Consider the following 16,398-nt stretch of genomic DNA (forward strand, 5'->3'; position numbering starts at 1 on the left):
AGCAGGCATGGGAGAGAGGGATGACTGACCAGCCGGCAGAGGTGATCGAGGCGGCGGCGCGGGTCGGCCGCTATCGCTGGGTGATCTGCGGACTGTTGTTCGCGGCGACGGCGATCAACTACGTCGACCGCCAGATGATCGGCGTCCTGAAGCCGACCATCTCGGCCGAGCTCGGCTGGTCGGAAACGAGCTATGCCGGCATCGTCGTCTGGTTCCAGCTCGCCTATGCCGTCGGCTATCTCGCGTTCGGCAAGATCGTCGACGTGGTCGGCGCGCGCTTCGGCTATGCGATCGCCTTCGTGATCTGGACCGCCGCGCACATGCTGCACGGCGCCGCGCGCAGCGCGCTGCACTTCTCGCTGGCCCGTGCGCTGCTCGGCATCGGCGAATCGGGCAACTTCCCCGCCGGCATCAAGGCGGTGAGCGAATGGTTCCCGGCACGCGAACGCGCCTTCGCCACCGGCATCTTCAACGCCGGATCGAACGTCGGTGCGATCATCACGCCGATCGTCGTCCCCTATATCGTCGTCACGCTCGCGCTCGGCTGGCGCGCGGCGTTCGTCATCACCGGCGCGTTCAGCCTGATCTGGCTGGTCGCCTGGCTCTGGATCTACCGCCGTCCGCATGAGCATCCGCGCGTCTCGACCGCCGAGCTCGCCTATATCGAGAGCGATCCCGCCGACGTGGGCGAGCCGATCCCCTGGCGCCGCCTGCTCGGCTATCGCGAGACCTGGGCCTTCGCGGTCGGCAAGTTCCTGACCGATCCGATCTGGTGGCTCTACCTGTTCTGGCTGCCCGACTTCCTCGCCAAGCGCTACCAGCTCGATCTCGTCAGCTTCGGCCCGCCGCTGGTCGCCATCTACCTCATCTCCGACTTCGGCAGCGTCGTGGGCGGCTGGTGCTCGTCGCGGATGATGCGCGCCGGGTTCAGCGCCAATCGCGCGCGCAAGCTGACGATGCTCGGCTGCGCGATCCTGGTGACGCCGGTGTTCTTCGCGCAGTACGTCGGCAATCTGTGGCTGTCGGTCGCGATCATCGGCCTCGCCACCGCCGCGCATCAGGCGTTCTCGGCCAACATCTACACGCTGCCGTCGGACATGTTCCCGCGCCGCGCGGTCGGGTCGGTGGTGGGGATCGGCGGCACCGCCGGCGCGATCGGCGGGGCGCTGATGTCGCTCTATACCGGCAAGGTGCTGGAGCTCACTGGCAGCTACACGCTGATTTTCGCGGTGGCCGGCAGCGTCTATCTGATCGCGATGCTGATCATCCACCTGCTCGTCCCCAACGTCCGGCGCGTCGATCTCATCGCGGCGGCGTAAGGTCCGGCTATCGGGCGGGCGGCGACAGGCTGTCGCGGAGGACGAGCGAGTAGGGCAGCTCGACGCTGGCGGTCTCCGCGCTCGGACGTCCGCTCGGCGGCCCCACCAGCAGGTCGACCGCCGCCGCCGCCATCTCCGGATTGGGCTGGCGGATCGTGGTGAGCTGCGGCCAGGCCATGCGGGCGATCGGCGTGTCGTCGAAGCCGACCACCGACAGCGCCTCGGGCACCTCGATGCGGTGCCGCATCGCCGAGACCAGCACGCCGAGCGCCATCTCGTCGTTGCTGGCGAACACCGCGGTCGGGCACTCGACGGCGAGGATTCGCTCGGCCGCCTCGACGCCGGAGCGGAAGGTGAAGTCGCCGTCGACGATCCACTCCGGTCGGACCGCCAGCCCGGCCGCGGCGACGACATCCGAAAAGCCGAGCCAGCGCTCGGTCGCGGCGCTGTGGGTCGGGTTGCCCTTGATGAAGGCGATGTCGCGATGGCCGAGCGCGATCAGCCGCTCGGCGAGCTCGCGCGCGGCGGCGCGATCGTTCATCCGTACCAGCGGCGTCCGCTCAGGCGTCTCGCGCGGGGCGATCCGCACGATCGGGACCGCATGGGCCTCCAGCATGTCGAGCAGCTCGGGCCAGTCGCACAGCGGCGGCGCGAGGATCACGCCCTGCAGCCGCAGCGTATGCAGGATCGCCGGCAGTTCCTTCAGCCAGTCCTGCTGCCCCGCCTCGACCGTCTCGATGACGAGGTGGTAGCCGAGCGCCCGGCACCGCTCGACCGCGCCGCGCTGGATGTCCGCGGCATAGCCCGACGCCACTTCCTCGATGAACAACCCGAGCAGGAACGAGCGCGAGCTCGACAGGCCCCGCGCAAAGGCGTTGGGACGATAGTCGAGCTCCTCGACGATCTTCATCACCGCCTCGCGCACCTCGGCGCGGACGTGCGGTTCGCCGTTGATGACGCGCGATACGGTCTTGGCCGACACGCCCGCGCGGGCGGCGACGTCCTTGATGGTGATGATCGTCATACCGCAGCCGCCCGCTCGCGCGCCCAGACGCCGTCGCAGGCGATCGCGAAGGCGGCGATCGCGACATAGCATAGCGCGGACAGGGAGAAGGACGCGACCAGCCCGTTCATGTCGGCGAGCGCGCCGGTCAGCACCGGGACGACGGCGCCGCCCACCACCGCCATGCACAGCGCCATCGAGGCATAGGGCGCCTTGGTCTCGTCCGCCGGCAGCGACAGCGTGAACAGCGTCGGGAACATGATCGAGTTGCACAGCCCCACCGCGATCAGCGCGGTCGCACCGACCACGCCGGTCGCGATCATCGCCAGCGCGACCAGCCCGGTCGCGGTCGCGGCGAACCACGCCAGCACCCGGGGGGCCGGCCAGCGCATCAGGATCGCGGCGCCGACGAAGCGGCCGACCATCGCTCCCGCCCAGTAGAGGCTGACCAGATGCGCCGCCGCCACCGGCGATGCTCCCAGGATCTCCGGCAGGACCAGATAGTTGGTGAGCAGCGTGCCGATCGTGACCTCGGCGCCGACATAGGCGAACATCGCGCCCGTCCCGGCGAGCAGCTTGCGGTCGCCGAACACCTCCCGCAGCTTCGAAAGCGGGACGCGCTGCGGCGCGGGCAGGTCGGCGAGCAGGTCGCGGGCACGCTCGAAAGCCAGCGCCAGCCCCGCCAGCACCAGCGCGCTGGCCAGGAACGGCAGCGCCAGGATCAGCCAGGCGGTGTCGTCGCCCTCGGCGCTGCGCTCGGTGAGCAGGAACGAGGCGCCGAGCAGCGGCGCCAGCACCGTGCCGATCGAGTTGAACCCCTGCAGCAGCGTGATCCGCGAGACCGCGCGCTCCTCGGGCTCGACCACCGCGACGGCGATGTTGCCGGCGATCTGGAGGAAGGTGATCCCGCCCGCCAGCGCGAGCAGCGCCAGCAGCACCGCGACATAGCTGGCGAAGCCCGCCGCCGCCGCGAAGCCGATGCAGCCGGCGGCCATCACCCCCAGCCCCACCGCCATGCCGCGCATATAGCCGATCCTGACCAGCATCGCCGTGATCGGCAGCGCGAACAGCAGGTAGCTCGAGTGGAAGGCGAGCTGCACCAGCGACGCCTGGGTATAGTCGAGCCCCATCAGCAGCTTGAGGCGCGGAACCAGCAGGCTGATGAGGCAGACGAGGAAGCCGCCCATGAAATAATTGCCGATCGACAGGCGGAACATGCGCGAGGCGCGCTGCCGCTCGGCGGCGGAAAGCGGGGCGGACGACTTCACGCCGGCGATCCTATCGCTTCCGCCTTCCCACGCAACGGCGCCCATGTCAGCGCTCATGTCTCAGCGGCAATCCACCAGGCCGGCGGTCGGCGAGCCAAGCCGCACCTGCGAGACGGTCACGTCGAGCGCGCCCGCGGTGCTCATCGCGAACGGGCGGGTGACGCGGGCAAGGTCGGTGCCGGTGAAGCAGCGCAGCGGAACGGCGACGTCGCCCCACTCGCGGCGCTCCGCCAATGCCCGCAGCCGGGCGGTGACGTCGCGGCCGCCGAGCGTGACCGCGGATGCCGGTCCGCCCGCCACGTGCAGGGTGACGATCAGCGCGACGTCGCCGTTGGCCTCGCGCGTGAGGTCGACCGGATCGCCGACCAGCGCCGCCGTCGCCGCGCCGCGCCCCGTCCAGGTGATGCGGACCGAATCCTCCTGCGCCACGCGGTCGGCGGGGCGCTGCGCGATCAGCTCGGGGCCGGGATTGGCCGCCAGCGCGTCGCCGGTGCCGAGCAGCAGGCGGCGGCCGTTGGTCGCCTTGCCGGCGGTGAACAGCGTATGGGCATCGCCGCCCCCGCCTGCGCGTACCTCCGGCAGCGCAGGCAGGTCGCCGCGGTCCCTGGTGGTGAGGCCGAAGCCGTAGGAGAACAGCGGATCATAGCCGGCATCGCCGACGTTGAGCGGCGTCTGGTCGGAGCGTTTGGGCCAGCTGAACGGCAGCTTGCCGCGGAACTCGGCCTTGCCGAACAGCACGTCGGCGACGCCCCCGCCCTCCGATCCCGGCAGCCACGCCGCGACGAACGCATCCGCGGCGTTGAGCCACGGATTGACCCACAGCGGCCGGCCCGAGAGGAACACCGCCACCACCGGCACGCCGACGGCCTTGAGACGCTTCATGGCCGCGAGCGTGTCGGCCGCATCGTCGAAGGCGACGTCCGACCGGTCGCCCTGGAACTCGGCATAGGGATTCTCGCCGAACACCACGATCGCCGCATCGGGCTTGGCGGCGAAGCTGCCGTCGGGGCTGAGCGTCGCGGTGCCGCCGGCCGTCCGCACCGTCTCGCGGATGCCCTGCCAGATCGAGGTCGCGTTCGGGAAATCCGCCGGGGTGGTGCCGGTGCCCTGCCACGACAGCGTCCAGCCGCCGGCCTGCTTGGCGACGTTGTCGGCGCCGTCGCCGGTCACCAGGATGCGCGCGCCTGGCTTGAGCGGGAGCAGCGAGCCGGCGTTCTTGAGCAGCACCAGCGATTCGCGCACCGCCTGCCGCGCCACCGCGCGGTGCTCGGGCGAGCCGAGCAGCTCGTAGCGGCCGGCATAGGGCCGCGCCGACGGCTTCACCGCGTCGAAGATGCCGGCGCGGAACTTGACGCGCAAAACGCGCCGCACCGCGTCGTCGAGCCGGCGCATCGGGATCGCGCCCGACCTGACCTCGCGCAGCGTCGATTCCCAGATGCCCTTCCAGCTGTCCGGCGCCATGTAGATGTCGAGCCCGGCGTTGATCGCCTGCGGGCAATCGGTGTTGGTGCAGCCCTCGACCTGGCCGTGCGCGTTCCAGTCGCCGACCAGGAAGCCGTCGAAGCCCCACCGCTGCTTGACGACGCCGGTCAGCAGGCTGTCGTTGCCGGTCATCTTGCGGCCGTTCCAGCTCGAGAAGCTGACCATGACCGACTGCACGCCCGCCTTGAGCGCGGCCTCGTAGGGCGGCGCGAACAGGTCGCGCAGCTGCGCCTCGCTCACCTGCGCATCGCCCTGGTCGCGCCCGCCCAGGGTACCGCCGTCGCCGAGGAAATGCTTGGCAGTCGCGATGACGTGCGGCCCCGTCAGCCAGTCTTTGCCGCCGACCTTCCCCTGCAGCCCCTCGACCAGCGGCCCCGCATAGCTCGCGGCGATCTCCGGCACCTCGCCGAAACCCTCGTAGGTGCGCCCCCAGCGGTCGTCGCGCACCACCGCGATGGTCGGCGCGAAGGTCCAGTCGATGCCGGTGACGCGCATCTCGATCGCCGTCACCTCGCCGATCTTCCGCATCAGCTCGGGATCGCGCATCGCGCCGAGACCGATGTTGTGGGGGAACAGCGTCGCGCCGACGATGTTGGAATGGCCGTGCACCGCGTCGATCCCCCAGATCGCGGGGATGCGCGGCAGCTTGGGATCATCGGTGATCGAAGCGTCCCAGAAGGCGTCGGCCAATGCCAGCCAGTCCTTGGCAGGCGCATTATACTGGCCGTGCGGATCGGAATTGCCGCCGTTGAACACCGAGCCCAGATGGTAGCGGCGCACGTCCTCCGGCGTGATGCTGGCGATGTCGCCCTGCACCACCTGCCCCACCTTCTGCTCGAGCGACATCGCCGCGAGCAGCCGGTCGATCCTCGCCTCGATCGCAGGATCGCGCGGGATGGGGGAGACCTGTCCGGGCCATTCCGCCGGGTGTGCGGTGTTCGCCGGCGTCGAGGGAGTCGGCGGCGCGACCTGCGCGACTCCGCCGCTCGCCGCCAGCACCGCAGCGCATCCCGATACGGCCTTCGTCCAGATCGCGCCCTTCATAGTCTCTCCCTTCATCCTCGAGCGTCGATGCGCGTCAGGTGTTGACATCGATGTCGGCTTTCGCGACCATTCCGTCAAGCTTCATGAAATGGGGCATGAGGATGCGCTCAGGATTTCGCCGCTGTGCTCGCCTTGCGTCGATGACGGCAACGGCCGTTCGCGGCGACTCATGCCGGCACCGGGCTCCATTGCTCCCCACCCGACTAGGTCCAGTCGGGCTTGACGGCGGTCGCCACGGCGGCCGCCGTCCCTTTGTGTTTGAGAAAAGCAATCGCCCGCAATCGGCAGCCCATTAAGGGTCAGTCGAGTGCGTTCGTGACGAAAATTGCTCCTGACATCGTTGTCTGGAAATTGTTGACATCGATGTCTTACGTGATACGTAACAAGCAAGCGGGAAAACGCCGCTGACAAGAATAGCCGACGTCATGAGGCGCCGGCCTGAGTGGAGGGAGGATAATGAAGGGGATCGCCTTGCCGATGGCGCTCGCGCGCTCGGCTTCCGTCATCGCTATCGCTGCCGGCCTCGCCGCCGTTCCGGGCGTCGCAGCAGCCCAGGCCGCGCAGGCGGACGCACCGCAGACCGCCCAGGTCGACGATCCGAGCCAGGCCGAGGACATCGTCGTCACCGGCGTGCGCGCCTCGCTTGAGCGCTCGATCGAGATCAAGCGCAACTCGTTCGGCGTGGTCGACGCCATCTCCGCCGAGGACATCGGCAAGTTTCCCGACACCAACCTCGCCGAATCGCTGCAGCGCATCACCGGCGTGTCGATCGACCGCGTCAACGGCGAGGGCTCGACCGTCACCGTCCGCGGCTTCGGCTCGCAATACAACCTCGTTACGCTGAACGGCCGGCAGCTTGCTACTTCGCGTATCGTCGCGGTGGGCGGCGACCAGGGCGGCGACGGCGCGGCGGGCAACAGCCGCTCGTTCGACTTCTCCAATCTCGCTTCCGAAGGCGTGAAGACGCTCGAAGTCTACAAGACCGGCCGCGCCGCGATCCCATCCGGCGGCATCGGCGCAGCGATCAACATCGTCAGCCGCCGCCCGCTCGACGCCCAGGATTCCGGCTTCAACGGCAGCATAGGCGCCAAGGCGAGCTATGACACCAGTGCCGACGACTGCATCGACTGCGGATCGAAGATCACGCCGGAGGTCTCGGGCCTGCTCAGCTGGAGCGACAAGGACCAGCGTTTCGGCGTGTCGGTGTTCGGCAGCTACCAGAAGCGCAACTTCAGCTTCCCGAGCCAGGCGAACGACGCCTGGAACATCCGAACCCTCGCGGATTTCCTCAATCCGGACAACGGCTTCGTCAGGCCCTCCACCAAGATCAACAATGCGCCGGCGGATCCCAACACGCTGGTGTCGGTGCCCAACGACAGCCGCTACCATTATTCGGAAGCGAGCCGCGAGCGCATCAACGGCCAGGCAGTGCTCCAGTTCAAGCCGACCGACACACTGATGCTGACCGTCGACGGCCTGTACGCGCAGGAACGTGAATCGGAGCGCCGCTCGACCCAATCGAACTGGTTCAACCGCCCGTTCGACGAGGTGACGTTCGACGATGCCGACGACGGCATCGCCACCACGCGCTACCTGCATGAAACCATCAACGGCGTGAAGGACGCAGCGTTCGAGCAGGCCTATCGCGCGCAGAAGAACCGGTTATGGGACATCGGCGCGAACGCGCGCTGGGAAGTATCCGACCGCCTGTCGTTCTCGCTCGACGGCCATATCGGCAAGGCCGAGAGCCTGCCCGACAATCCCAACGGCCAGACCTCGACCACCGTCGCCTTCAACGCGCCGGTGGTGACCTCGCAGTCGCTCGACTGGGGCACCGACGGCTTCCCGCGCCAGAAGATCACGTTCAACGACGCGACGCCGAGCACGACGCCCGCCGGCGTTCCCTTCATCAAGGGCAATGCCAATGGCGTGATCGACGTCGGCGACCTGTCGAGCGCGGTGCAGCGCCAGTTCAACTCCCGCCAGACCCAGCGAATCAAGGAAATCCGCCTCGACGGCACCTGGGACCTTGGCGGCGGCAGCCAGTTCGACTTCGGCGGCAACTATCGCACCACCAACACGCGCCAAGCCCAGTTCAACACTACCCAGACGCTCGGCGACTGGGGCAATGCGCTGCCGCCCGACATCGAGAGCCTCGCTCCCGGGCAGGTGTTCCAGTTCTGCAACGTCTGTAACTTCCACCACAATGATCCGGACGCAGACGCGAACACGATGATCGCCTTCCGCACCCAGAACGCGGCGAAGCTCTACAACACGCTCTACGACTATTACATCAACCTGCCGTACGATCCGGCGACCGGCGTGTCGGCCGACGGCGTCAACCATCGCAACCGGATCGACACCAACAACGACAATCGCGTCAAGGAGGACATCTGGGCCGTCTACGGCCAGGTGACCTGGAAGGGCGAGATCGGCGGCGCCAAGGCCAGCCTGGTCGCCGGCGTGCGGTTCGAGAGCACCAAGGTGCGTGCGACCTCGCTGCAGACGGTGCCGCTGGCGATCGTGTGGACCGCCGACAATGACTTCCAGATCAACCAGTCCGCGGACCAGGAGGCGCTTTCGTCGCAAGGCAGGTACAACAACCTGCTGCCGTCGATGGACTTCCAGGTCGAGATCGCGCGCAACCTGATCGGCCGCCTGTCCTACAGCAAGACGATCGCGCGTGCGCCCTACGGCAACCTATTCGCCTCGACCAGCGTCGGCGCGCCGCCGCGGGCGACCGTGATCGGCGGCGTCGCCCCCGGATTTCAGAACAATGCCGACCTCGATCCGCTGACATCGGACAACTTCGATGTCTCGCTCGAATGGTATTACAAGCGCGACAGCTTCATCTCGGTCGGCTTCTTCGACAAGCGGGTGCACAATTTCATCGGCAACACGCTGGTGGATCAGAACCTGTTCGGCCTGCGCGATCCGACCTCGGGCCAGCCCGGCACGCGCTCTGGCACCGCACGGGAAATCGTGCAGGGGCTGCAGGCTGACATGAGCGACGTCAACCTGTTCACCGCAACTGCGCTGGTGGTAAAGCACAACGGCGATGTCGGCGCCGCCACCTCGGAGTTCCAGTCGCACTACAACACCGCCACCCGTGCGCTGGATCAGGCGTTCGTCGACAATATCCTTGCCACGTACAACATCACTGCCGACGCCAACGACCCGCTGTTCAACTTCTCGGTCAACACGCCGATCAACAACAAGGATGCGGAGATCTGGGGCGTCGAGATCGCGGGGCAGCATTTCTTCGGCGACACCGGCATCGGCATCGCCGCCAGCTACACGTTGGTGCGCGGCAACGTCGGCATCGACACCGCGGCCGATCCCGACGTCGACCAATTCGCGCTGGTCGGCCTGTCGGACACCGCCAACGCCACGCTGATCTACGACAAATACGGCATCTCGGCGCGGCTCGCCTACAACTGGCGCGACAAGTTCCTGAGCGCCACCAACCGCGACACCTACCATAACCCGGTGTTCACCGCGCCCTACGGCCAGCTCGACCTCAACATCAGCTACGACGTCACGCCGCAGCTCGCGGTGACGTTCGAGGGCATCAACCTGCTTGAGGAAGGAGTCCGGATGTACGGGCGCGACAAGATCAACACCTGGTTCGAGTCCGAAGGTTCGGCGCGCTACCTGATCGGCGCCCGCTACCGCTTCTAAAGGGGGAAGCGAGGGAGGCGGGTCGCCTCCCTCGCCTTTTCCGCTGCCGGCCATCGTCCGGCATGATAAGCAATGCCGCCATGTCGTCCCCCGTGCTGCTCAACAACGTCGACCATCACGACCTGCGCGTCGTGCTGGGGCATGGCGCGGCCTTCGGGGAGTGCATCAACCAGGTGACGGTGTTCCCGACCGAGTTCGAGGAGCTCCAGCGCGACTATGCGATCCTGTTCCGCCGCGATGCGGAGGGTGCCTATCGCTCGGTCGTGCTGCTCGGGCTCGAAGAGGGCGAGAATCTCTATCTCGACGAGAGCGGCTGGACCGCCCGCTACGTCCCGGCGCTGGTGCAGCGCGGCCCGTTCTCGATCGGCGTGCCCGCGGCCGGCGCGGGGGGCGAGCCGATGATCCATGTCGACCTCTCGCACCCCCGCATCAGCCGCAGCGAAGGCGAGCCGGTGTTCCTCGAACATGGCGGCAACGCCCCCTATCTCGACCATATCGCCCGGGTGCTGCAGGCGATCTATGTCGGCAGCAAGGTGAGCAAGGCGATGTTCGCGGCCTTCGAGGAGCATGGCCTGCTCGAACCGGTGACGCTCGACGTCCGCCTCGGCGAAACGCGCGGCTACAAGCTGCCCGATTGCTATACGATCGCTCCAGCGCACCTCTCCGCGCTCGACGGCGGACAGCTGGCGACGTTGCACGGCTCCGACTTCCTCCGCCCCGCGATCTGGGCAGCCTCTTCGCTCAGGAACATCACGCGCCTGATCGAGATGAAGAACCGCCGAGACTATGACCGCTGAGCCCCTTCCCTCGCCGCTCGCGGTCGAGCGCAGCACCGAGACGGTGACCGGCGTCACCGCGGGCGACATCCCGTTCGAAGCACTTGCCGAGGCGCAGCGCCCGACGATCTTCAAGGGCGCCGTCGCGGACTGGCCGCTGGTGCAGACCGGACTGGCGTCGCCGGAAGAGGCGATCGCCTATCTCTCGCGTTTCGACGGCGGCAGGCCGATCACCCTCTATGTCGGCGACCCGGCGATCCGCGGGCGTTTCCACTATACGAGCGACGCCACGGCGATGAACTTCACCGCCGAACGCGCGCCGCTGCCCGACGTGCTGGCCCGGCTGGAGGCCCATCTCGACGATCCCGACCCGCCCGCCTTCTATGTCGGGTCGACCGACGTCGACCTCTACCTGCCAGGGCTGCGCGCGGCGAACGACCTTAGTCCCGCCGACGGGCTGTTCGAGCGTCATCCGCCGCTGATGAGCATCTGGATCGGCAACCGCACGATCGCCTCGGCGCATTACGACATGTCGAACAACGTCGCCTGCTGCGTCGCGGGTCACCGCCGGTTCACGCTGTTCCCGCCGGATCAGGTCGCCAATCTCTACCCCGGCCCGCTCGCGCCGACGCCGGGCGGGCAGGTGGTGAGCATGGTCGACTTCGCCGCGCCCGATCTCGACCGCTACCCGCGCTTCGCCGACGCGGTCGCCGCCGCCGAGGTCGCCGAGCTCGAACCCGGCGACGTGCTCGTCTACCCGGCGCTGTGGTGGCACCATGTCGAGGCGCTCGACCGCTTCAACATCCTGGTCAACTATTGGTGGAACGCCGTGCCCGCCTTCATCGACACGCCGATGACCACGCTGCTCCATGGGTTGCTCAGTCTCCGTGACCGGCCCGAGGGCGAGAGGGAGGCGTGGCGGACGCTGTTCGACTATTATCTGTTCGGCGACCCCGAACGCCCGACCGCCCACATCCCCGAAGCCGCCCGAGGTCCGCTCGCGCCGCTCGACGCCACCAGCGCGCGACAGCTCCGCGCGCTCCTCGTCAACAGGCTCAACCGATGACCGCAGAGACCCCCCGCAAGCGCGTCGTGATCGCCGGCGGCGGCACCGCGGGCTGGCTCGCCGCCGCGGCCTTCGCCAAGCACCTCGTCCCGCTGGTCGAGGTGACATTGGTCGAATCGGACGAGATCGGCACCGTCGGCGTCGGCGAATCGACCATCCCCACCGTCCGCTCGTTCCACGATTTCCTCGGCATCGACGAGCGCGCGTTCCTCCGCGCGACCCAGGCGAGCTTCAAGCTCGGCATCCGGTTCGAGGATTGGGCGAAGCTCGGCGACCGCTATTTCCACGCCTTCGGCTCGGTCGGGCGGTCGGTGTTCGTCGCCGACTTCCAGCATTTCTGGCTCGAGGCGCGGCGGCACGGCTTCGGCGGCGAGTACGGCGACTATTCGCTGGAGCTGCAGGCGGCGGCCGCCGGCAAGTTCGCAACCGGCCCGGATTCGCCGCTCGCCTATGCCTATCATCTCGACGCCACCGCCTATGCCCGCTTCCTGCGCGGCCTCGCCGAACCGGCAGGGGTCAAGCGCGTCGAGGGACGCATCGAGCGGGTCGAGCGGGACCCGCTGTCGGGCGACATCCGCGCGCTGGTGCTGGCGTCCGGCACGCGCATCGAGGGCGACCTGTTCATCGACTGCACCGGCTTCCGCGCGCTGCTGATCGAGCAGACGCTGGAGACCGGCTTCGACGACTGGAGCCAGTGGCTGACGATGGACAGCGCCTTCGCGGTCCAGACCGAGTCCGACGGGCCGATCGTTCCCTACACCCGCGCGATCGCGCATACGGCCGGCTGGCGCTGGCGCATCCCGCTGCAGCACCGCGTCGGCAACGGCTTCGTCTTCGCAAGCGAGTTCATGTCGCCCGACGAGGCGCGCGCGCAGCTGCTCGACGCGCTCGACGGCGCGCCGCTGTTCGACCCGCGGCTGCTGCGCTTCAAGACCGGCGCGCGCCGCAGGATGTGGAACCGCAACTGCGTCGCCCTCGGGCTGGCCGGCGGCTTCATCGAGCCGCTCGAATCGACCAGCATCCACCTCATCATGATCGCGCTGCTCCGCCTGATCCGAAACTTCCCGTTCGGCGAGGCGAGCGCGGCGGTGGCGGCACGGTTCAACGAACAGTCGCGGCGCGAGTGGGAGCATGTCCGCGACTTCATCATCCTGCACTACAAGGCGACCGCGCGCGACGACAGCGCCTTCTGGCGCCGCTCGGGCGCGATGCCGATCCCCGACTCGCTCGCCGAACGCATCGCCCTCTTCCGCGAAGGCGCCCTCGCCTATCAGGACCAGGACGATCTGTTCCGGATCGACAGCTGGGTCGAGGTGCTGATGGGCCAGGGCATCATGCCACAGGGCCACCACCACCTCCCCCGGATGCTGCCGCCGGAGGAACTCCGCCGCGCGCTCGCCGACCTCAAGCAAGGCATCGCGCACGGCCTGGCGGGAATGCCGAGCCACGCCGACTTCATCCGCAGCTATGCGGCGGCGCCTATGCCGCGGGCGGCGTAAGCGGCTTGCCCATCCGCACGAGCGGGACCGGCACGCCGTCGACATTGTCGGCGACCCGCTCGATCTCCACATAGCCGCACGCGCGATACAGCGGTTCGCCGGCGAGCGTCGCCATCAGCTCGGCGCGGGTGAAGCCCTCGCGCGCGGCCGCCGCCTCGCACAGCGACAGGATCAGGCGGCCGACGCCGCGGCGGGCGAAGTCGGGATGGGTGTACATCGCGCGCACCCGCGCCGCCTCGCTCGCCGGATCGAGCAGGCGGGGCTCGCGGAGGTCAGTGCTGTGGTCGCCGCCGTAGAGCGTCGCGCGCCGGCTCCAGCCGCCGCAGCCGGCGAGCCGGCCGTCCGACTCGACCAGGAAATAGGTGCCGTCGGCGACGAGCTGGGTATCGAGGCCCATCACCGCGCGGCTGGCGACGACCTGCTCGGGCGTCAGGAACCCGGTCTGGAGCCGGTCGATCGCAAGCGCCATCAGCGCCTTGAGGCGCGGCAGGTCGGCGGCGGTGGCGGGACGATGGGAGAAGGACATGGAAACGCTAACCATTCGACAGCGTTCGCAGGCTGGAGTAGATCGCGTCAATGGCTGATAAACCCGAGACGCCGTTGCTCGATACGGTGGTGACGCCCACCGATCTGCGCAAGCTCCAGCCCGAACAGCTCCGCCAGCTCGCCGACGAGCTGCGCGCCGAGACCATCTCCGCGGTCGGCACGACCGGCGGGCACCTGGGCTCCGGGCTGGGCGTGGTCGAGCTGACCGTGGCGATCCATTATGTGTTCGACACGCCCGAGGACCGGCTGATCTGGGACGTCGGGCACCAATGCTATCCGCACAAGATCCTGACCGGGCGGCGCGACCGCATCCGCACGCTCAGGCAGGGCGGCGGCCTCTCCGGGTTCACCAAGCGCAGCGAGAGCGAATATGACCCGTTCGGCGCGGCGCACTCGTCGACGTCGATCTCGGCCGCGCTGGGCTTTGCCACCGCCAACAGGCTGACCGGCGCGCCGGGCAAGGCGATCGCGGTGATCGGCGACGGCGCGATGTCGGCGGGCATGGCCTATGAGGCGATGAACAACGCCGAGGCCGCGGGCAACCGGCTGATCGTCATCCTCAACGACAACGACATGTCGATCGCGCCGCCGGTGGGCGGGCTGTCGGCCCATCTCGCGCGGCTGATCTCCTCCTCCAACTATGTGGGCCTCCGCAGCTTCGCCAAGAAGGCGATCCGCCGCATCTCGCGCCGGGCCTATGACGCCGCCGCCAAGGCCGAGGAGTTCGCCCGCGGCATGGCGACCGGCGGCACGCTGTTCGAGGAATTGGGCTTCTACTACGTCGGCCCGATCGACGGACATAACCTCGACCATCTGATCCCGGTGCTCGAGAACGTCCGCGACAGCGAGCAGGGGCCGATCCTGGTCCATGTCGTGACCAAGAAGGGCAAGGGCTACGCCCCGGCCGAGAACGCCGCTGACAAGTATCACGGCGTCCAGAAGTTCGACGTCATCACCGGCGCCCAGGCCAAGGCGCCGCCGGGCCCGCCGAGCTACACCAGCGTGTTCGCCAGGGCGATGCTCGCCGAGGCCGCGCGCGACGAGCGGATCTGCGCGATCACCGCGGCGATGCCGTCGGGCACCGGGCTCGACAAGTTCGCCGACGCTTATCCCGAGCGCTTCTTCGACGTCGGCATCGCCGAGCAGCACGCGGTGACCTTCGCCGCCGGCCTCGCGGCACAGGGAATGCGGCCGTTCGCGGCGATCTATTCGACCTTCCTCCAGCGTGCCTACGACCAGGTGGTCCACGACGTCGCGATTCAGAATCTGCCCGTGCGCTTCGCCATCGATCGGGCCGGGCTGGTCGGTGCGGACGGGGCGACCCATGCGGGCAGCTTCGACGTCACCTATCTGGCGACGCTCCCCAATTTCGTGGTGATGGCGGCCGCCGACGAGGCCGAGCTGGTGCACATGGTGCACACCGCCGCGCTGCACGACACCGGACCGATCGCGGTGCGCTACCCGCGCGGAAACGGGGTCGGCGTCGCGCTGCCCGAGGTGCCCGAGCGGCTGGAGATCGGCAAGGGACGCGTGCTGCGCGAGGGCAAGAAGGTGGCGATCCTGTCGCTCGGCACGCGGCTCGTCGAGGCGCTCAAGGCCGCCGATGCGCTCGACGCCAAGGGGCTGTCGACCACCGTCGCGGACCTGCGCTTCGCCAAGCCGCTCGACGAGGCGCTGATCCGCCGCCTGCTCACCACGCACGAGGTGGCGGTGACGATCGAGGAAGGCGCGATCGGCGGCCTCGGCGCGCATGTGCTGACCTATGTCAGCGACGCGGGGCTGATCGACACGGGCCTCAAGCTGCGCACCTTGCGCCTGCCCGATATCTTCCAGGACCAGGACAAGCCCGAGAAACAGTATGACGAGGCCCGGCTCAACGCCGAGCACATCGTTGATACGGTGCTGAAGGCGCTCCGCCACAACAGTGACGGGCTGGTCGAGGGCGTGCGGGCGTGATCGCCGCGGGCCAGCATGGCTTGCGTCAGCGATAACCCGGATATACATTTACGGATCGTATATCCGATCGAGGACTGGTCAGATGATCGTTGCCAAATGGGGGAACAGCCTCGCCGTCCGCATTCCCGCCGACGTCGCCAAGGCATTGAACCTCAAGGAAGGGGACGAGGTCGACCTGCGCGCGCTCGATGACAAGACCGTTGCCGTGATTACCAAGGAGCAGCGGCGCAACGTGGCGCTGGAACGGATCAAGTCGCTCGCGGTCCGCTTCCCCGCCGACTATCGGTTCGATCGCGACGAAGCGAATGCCCGTTGAAGCGGATATTCCTCGACAGCAATGTCCTTATATATAGCGTAAAGCTCGAAGATGAGCGTCGGGCGACGGCACTCACCCTGCTTCGCGACGGCGGAACGATCGGTGTCCAATGTCTCAACGAGTTCGCAGCGGTCGCACATCGCAAACTGGGCATGAGCTGGACGCGAATCGCTACACTTTCGCGGGATTTCGTCGAGCTGTGCGGACCGGTTCATCCACTCACCATCGAGGTCCATCAGTCCGGCCTTGAGCTTGCGGATCGATACCGGCTTTCGTGTTACGATGCGATGATTGTCGCCGCTGCGCTCGTTAGCGGGTGCCATCGGCTCTATTCCGAAGACATGCACGATGGCAGGGTCATCAACGGCCAGTTGCGGATCGAGAATCCGTTCAAGTCAATCTGAGCGGTCAGAGGACCGGCCGCTCCTCCGCCAATGACACC

Annotated in this window: 12 protein-coding genes; 8 read left to right on the plus strand and 4 right to left on the minus strand. The window is 68.1% G+C overall.

All coding sequences use genetic code 11. From position 1 onward, the window contains the following. Positions 1-20: 20 nt before the first annotated feature. Positions 21-1,319 carry an MFS transporter gene (locus tag ACMGER_RS02105; protein ID WP_436810470.1) on the plus strand — a complete coding sequence of 433 codons (1,299 nt, stop codon included), beginning with the start codon at positions 21-23 and terminating at the stop codon, positions 1,317-1,319. A gap of 7 nt (positions 1,320-1,326) precedes the next feature. Here ACMGER_RS02105 and ACMGER_RS02110 read toward each other — a convergent pair whose 3' ends face one another. Genes ACMGER_RS02110 through ACMGER_RS02120 form a run of 3 tightly spaced genes read right to left on the minus strand, consistent with a single transcriptional unit; the run spans position 1,327 to position 6,116 of the window. Further along, positions 1,327-2,343 carry a LacI family DNA-binding transcriptional regulator gene (locus ACMGER_RS02110; protein ID WP_436810471.1) on the minus strand — a complete coding sequence of 339 codons (1,017 nt, stop codon included), beginning with the start codon at positions 2,341-2,343 and terminating at the stop codon, positions 1,327-1,329. After that, a complete protein-coding gene (locus ACMGER_RS02115; protein WP_436810472.1) occupies positions 2,340-3,590 on the minus strand; it encodes an MFS transporter in 1,251 nt (416 codons plus the stop codon). The genes ACMGER_RS02110 and ACMGER_RS02115 overlap by 4 nt, the downstream gene beginning before the upstream one ends. Before the next feature lie 60 nt (positions 3,591-3,650). Continuing rightward, on the minus strand, positions 3,651-6,116 hold the full coding sequence (locus ACMGER_RS02120) for a glycoside hydrolase family 3 protein (RefSeq protein WP_436810473.1): 2,466 nt from the start codon (positions 6,114-6,116) through the stop codon (positions 3,651-3,653). A 456-nt stretch (positions 6,117-6,572) separates the two neighbouring features. On the opposite strand from ACMGER_RS02120, the gene ACMGER_RS02125 reads away from it, so the two are divergent. From ACMGER_RS02125 to ACMGER_RS02140, 4 genes are all read left to right on the plus strand, one after another. Next, positions 6,573-9,797 (plus strand): TonB-dependent receptor, encoded by a 3,225-nt coding sequence (locus ACMGER_RS02125; protein WP_436810474.1) that lies wholly within the window; start codon positions 6,573-6,575, stop codon positions 9,795-9,797. Positions 9,798-9,877: 80 nt separating this feature from the next. Beyond that, a complete protein-coding gene (locus ACMGER_RS02130; protein WP_436810475.1) occupies positions 9,878-10,594 on the plus strand; it encodes a SapC family protein in 717 nt (238 codons plus the stop codon). Next, positions 10,584-11,639, plus strand: coding sequence for a cupin-like domain-containing protein (locus ACMGER_RS02135; RefSeq protein ID WP_436810476.1), 1,056 nt, complete (start codon positions 10,584-10,586; stop codon positions 11,637-11,639). The genes ACMGER_RS02130 and ACMGER_RS02135 overlap by 11 nt, the downstream gene beginning before the upstream one ends. After that, a complete protein-coding gene (locus ACMGER_RS02140) occupies positions 11,636-13,138 on the plus strand; it encodes a tryptophan halogenase family protein (protein ID WP_436810477.1) in 1,503 nt (500 codons plus the stop codon). The genes ACMGER_RS02135 and ACMGER_RS02140 overlap by 4 nt, the downstream gene beginning before the upstream one ends. Here ACMGER_RS02140 and ACMGER_RS02145 read toward each other — a convergent pair. Further along, positions 13,119-13,664 carry a GNAT family N-acetyltransferase gene (locus ACMGER_RS02145; protein ID WP_436810478.1) on the minus strand — a complete coding sequence of 182 codons (546 nt, stop codon included), beginning with the start codon at positions 13,662-13,664 and terminating at the stop codon, positions 13,119-13,121. The genes ACMGER_RS02140 and ACMGER_RS02145 overlap by 20 nt on opposite strands. A gap of 50 nt (positions 13,665-13,714) precedes the next feature. On the opposite strand from ACMGER_RS02145, the gene dxs reads away from it, so the two are divergent. The 3 genes from dxs (at position 13,715) to ACMGER_RS02160 (ending at position 16,360) form a co-directional block, all read left to right on the plus strand. Next, positions 13,715-15,640 carry a 1-deoxy-D-xylulose-5-phosphate synthase gene (gene dxs / locus ACMGER_RS02150; RefSeq protein WP_436810479.1) on the plus strand — a complete coding sequence of 642 codons (1,926 nt, stop codon included), beginning with the start codon at positions 13,715-13,717 and terminating at the stop codon, positions 15,638-15,640. Positions 15,641-15,722: 82 nt separating this feature from the next. After that, positions 15,723-15,956 (plus strand): AbrB/MazE/SpoVT family DNA-binding domain-containing protein, encoded by a 234-nt coding sequence (locus tag ACMGER_RS02155; RefSeq protein WP_436810480.1) that lies wholly within the window; start codon positions 15,723-15,725, stop codon positions 15,954-15,956. Next, positions 15,953-16,360, plus strand: coding sequence for a PIN domain-containing protein (locus ACMGER_RS02160; protein WP_436810481.1), 408 nt, complete (start codon positions 15,953-15,955; stop codon positions 16,358-16,360). The genes ACMGER_RS02155 and ACMGER_RS02160 overlap by 4 nt, the downstream gene beginning before the upstream one ends. The last annotated feature ends 38 nt before the right edge of the window (positions 16,361-16,398 follow it).

Origin of the sequence: Sphingomonas astragali (assembly GCF_051400615.1) — a bacterium.
In the GTDB taxonomy this organism is placed as follows: domain Bacteria; phylum Pseudomonadota; class Alphaproteobacteria; order Sphingomonadales; family Sphingomonadaceae; genus Sphingomonas.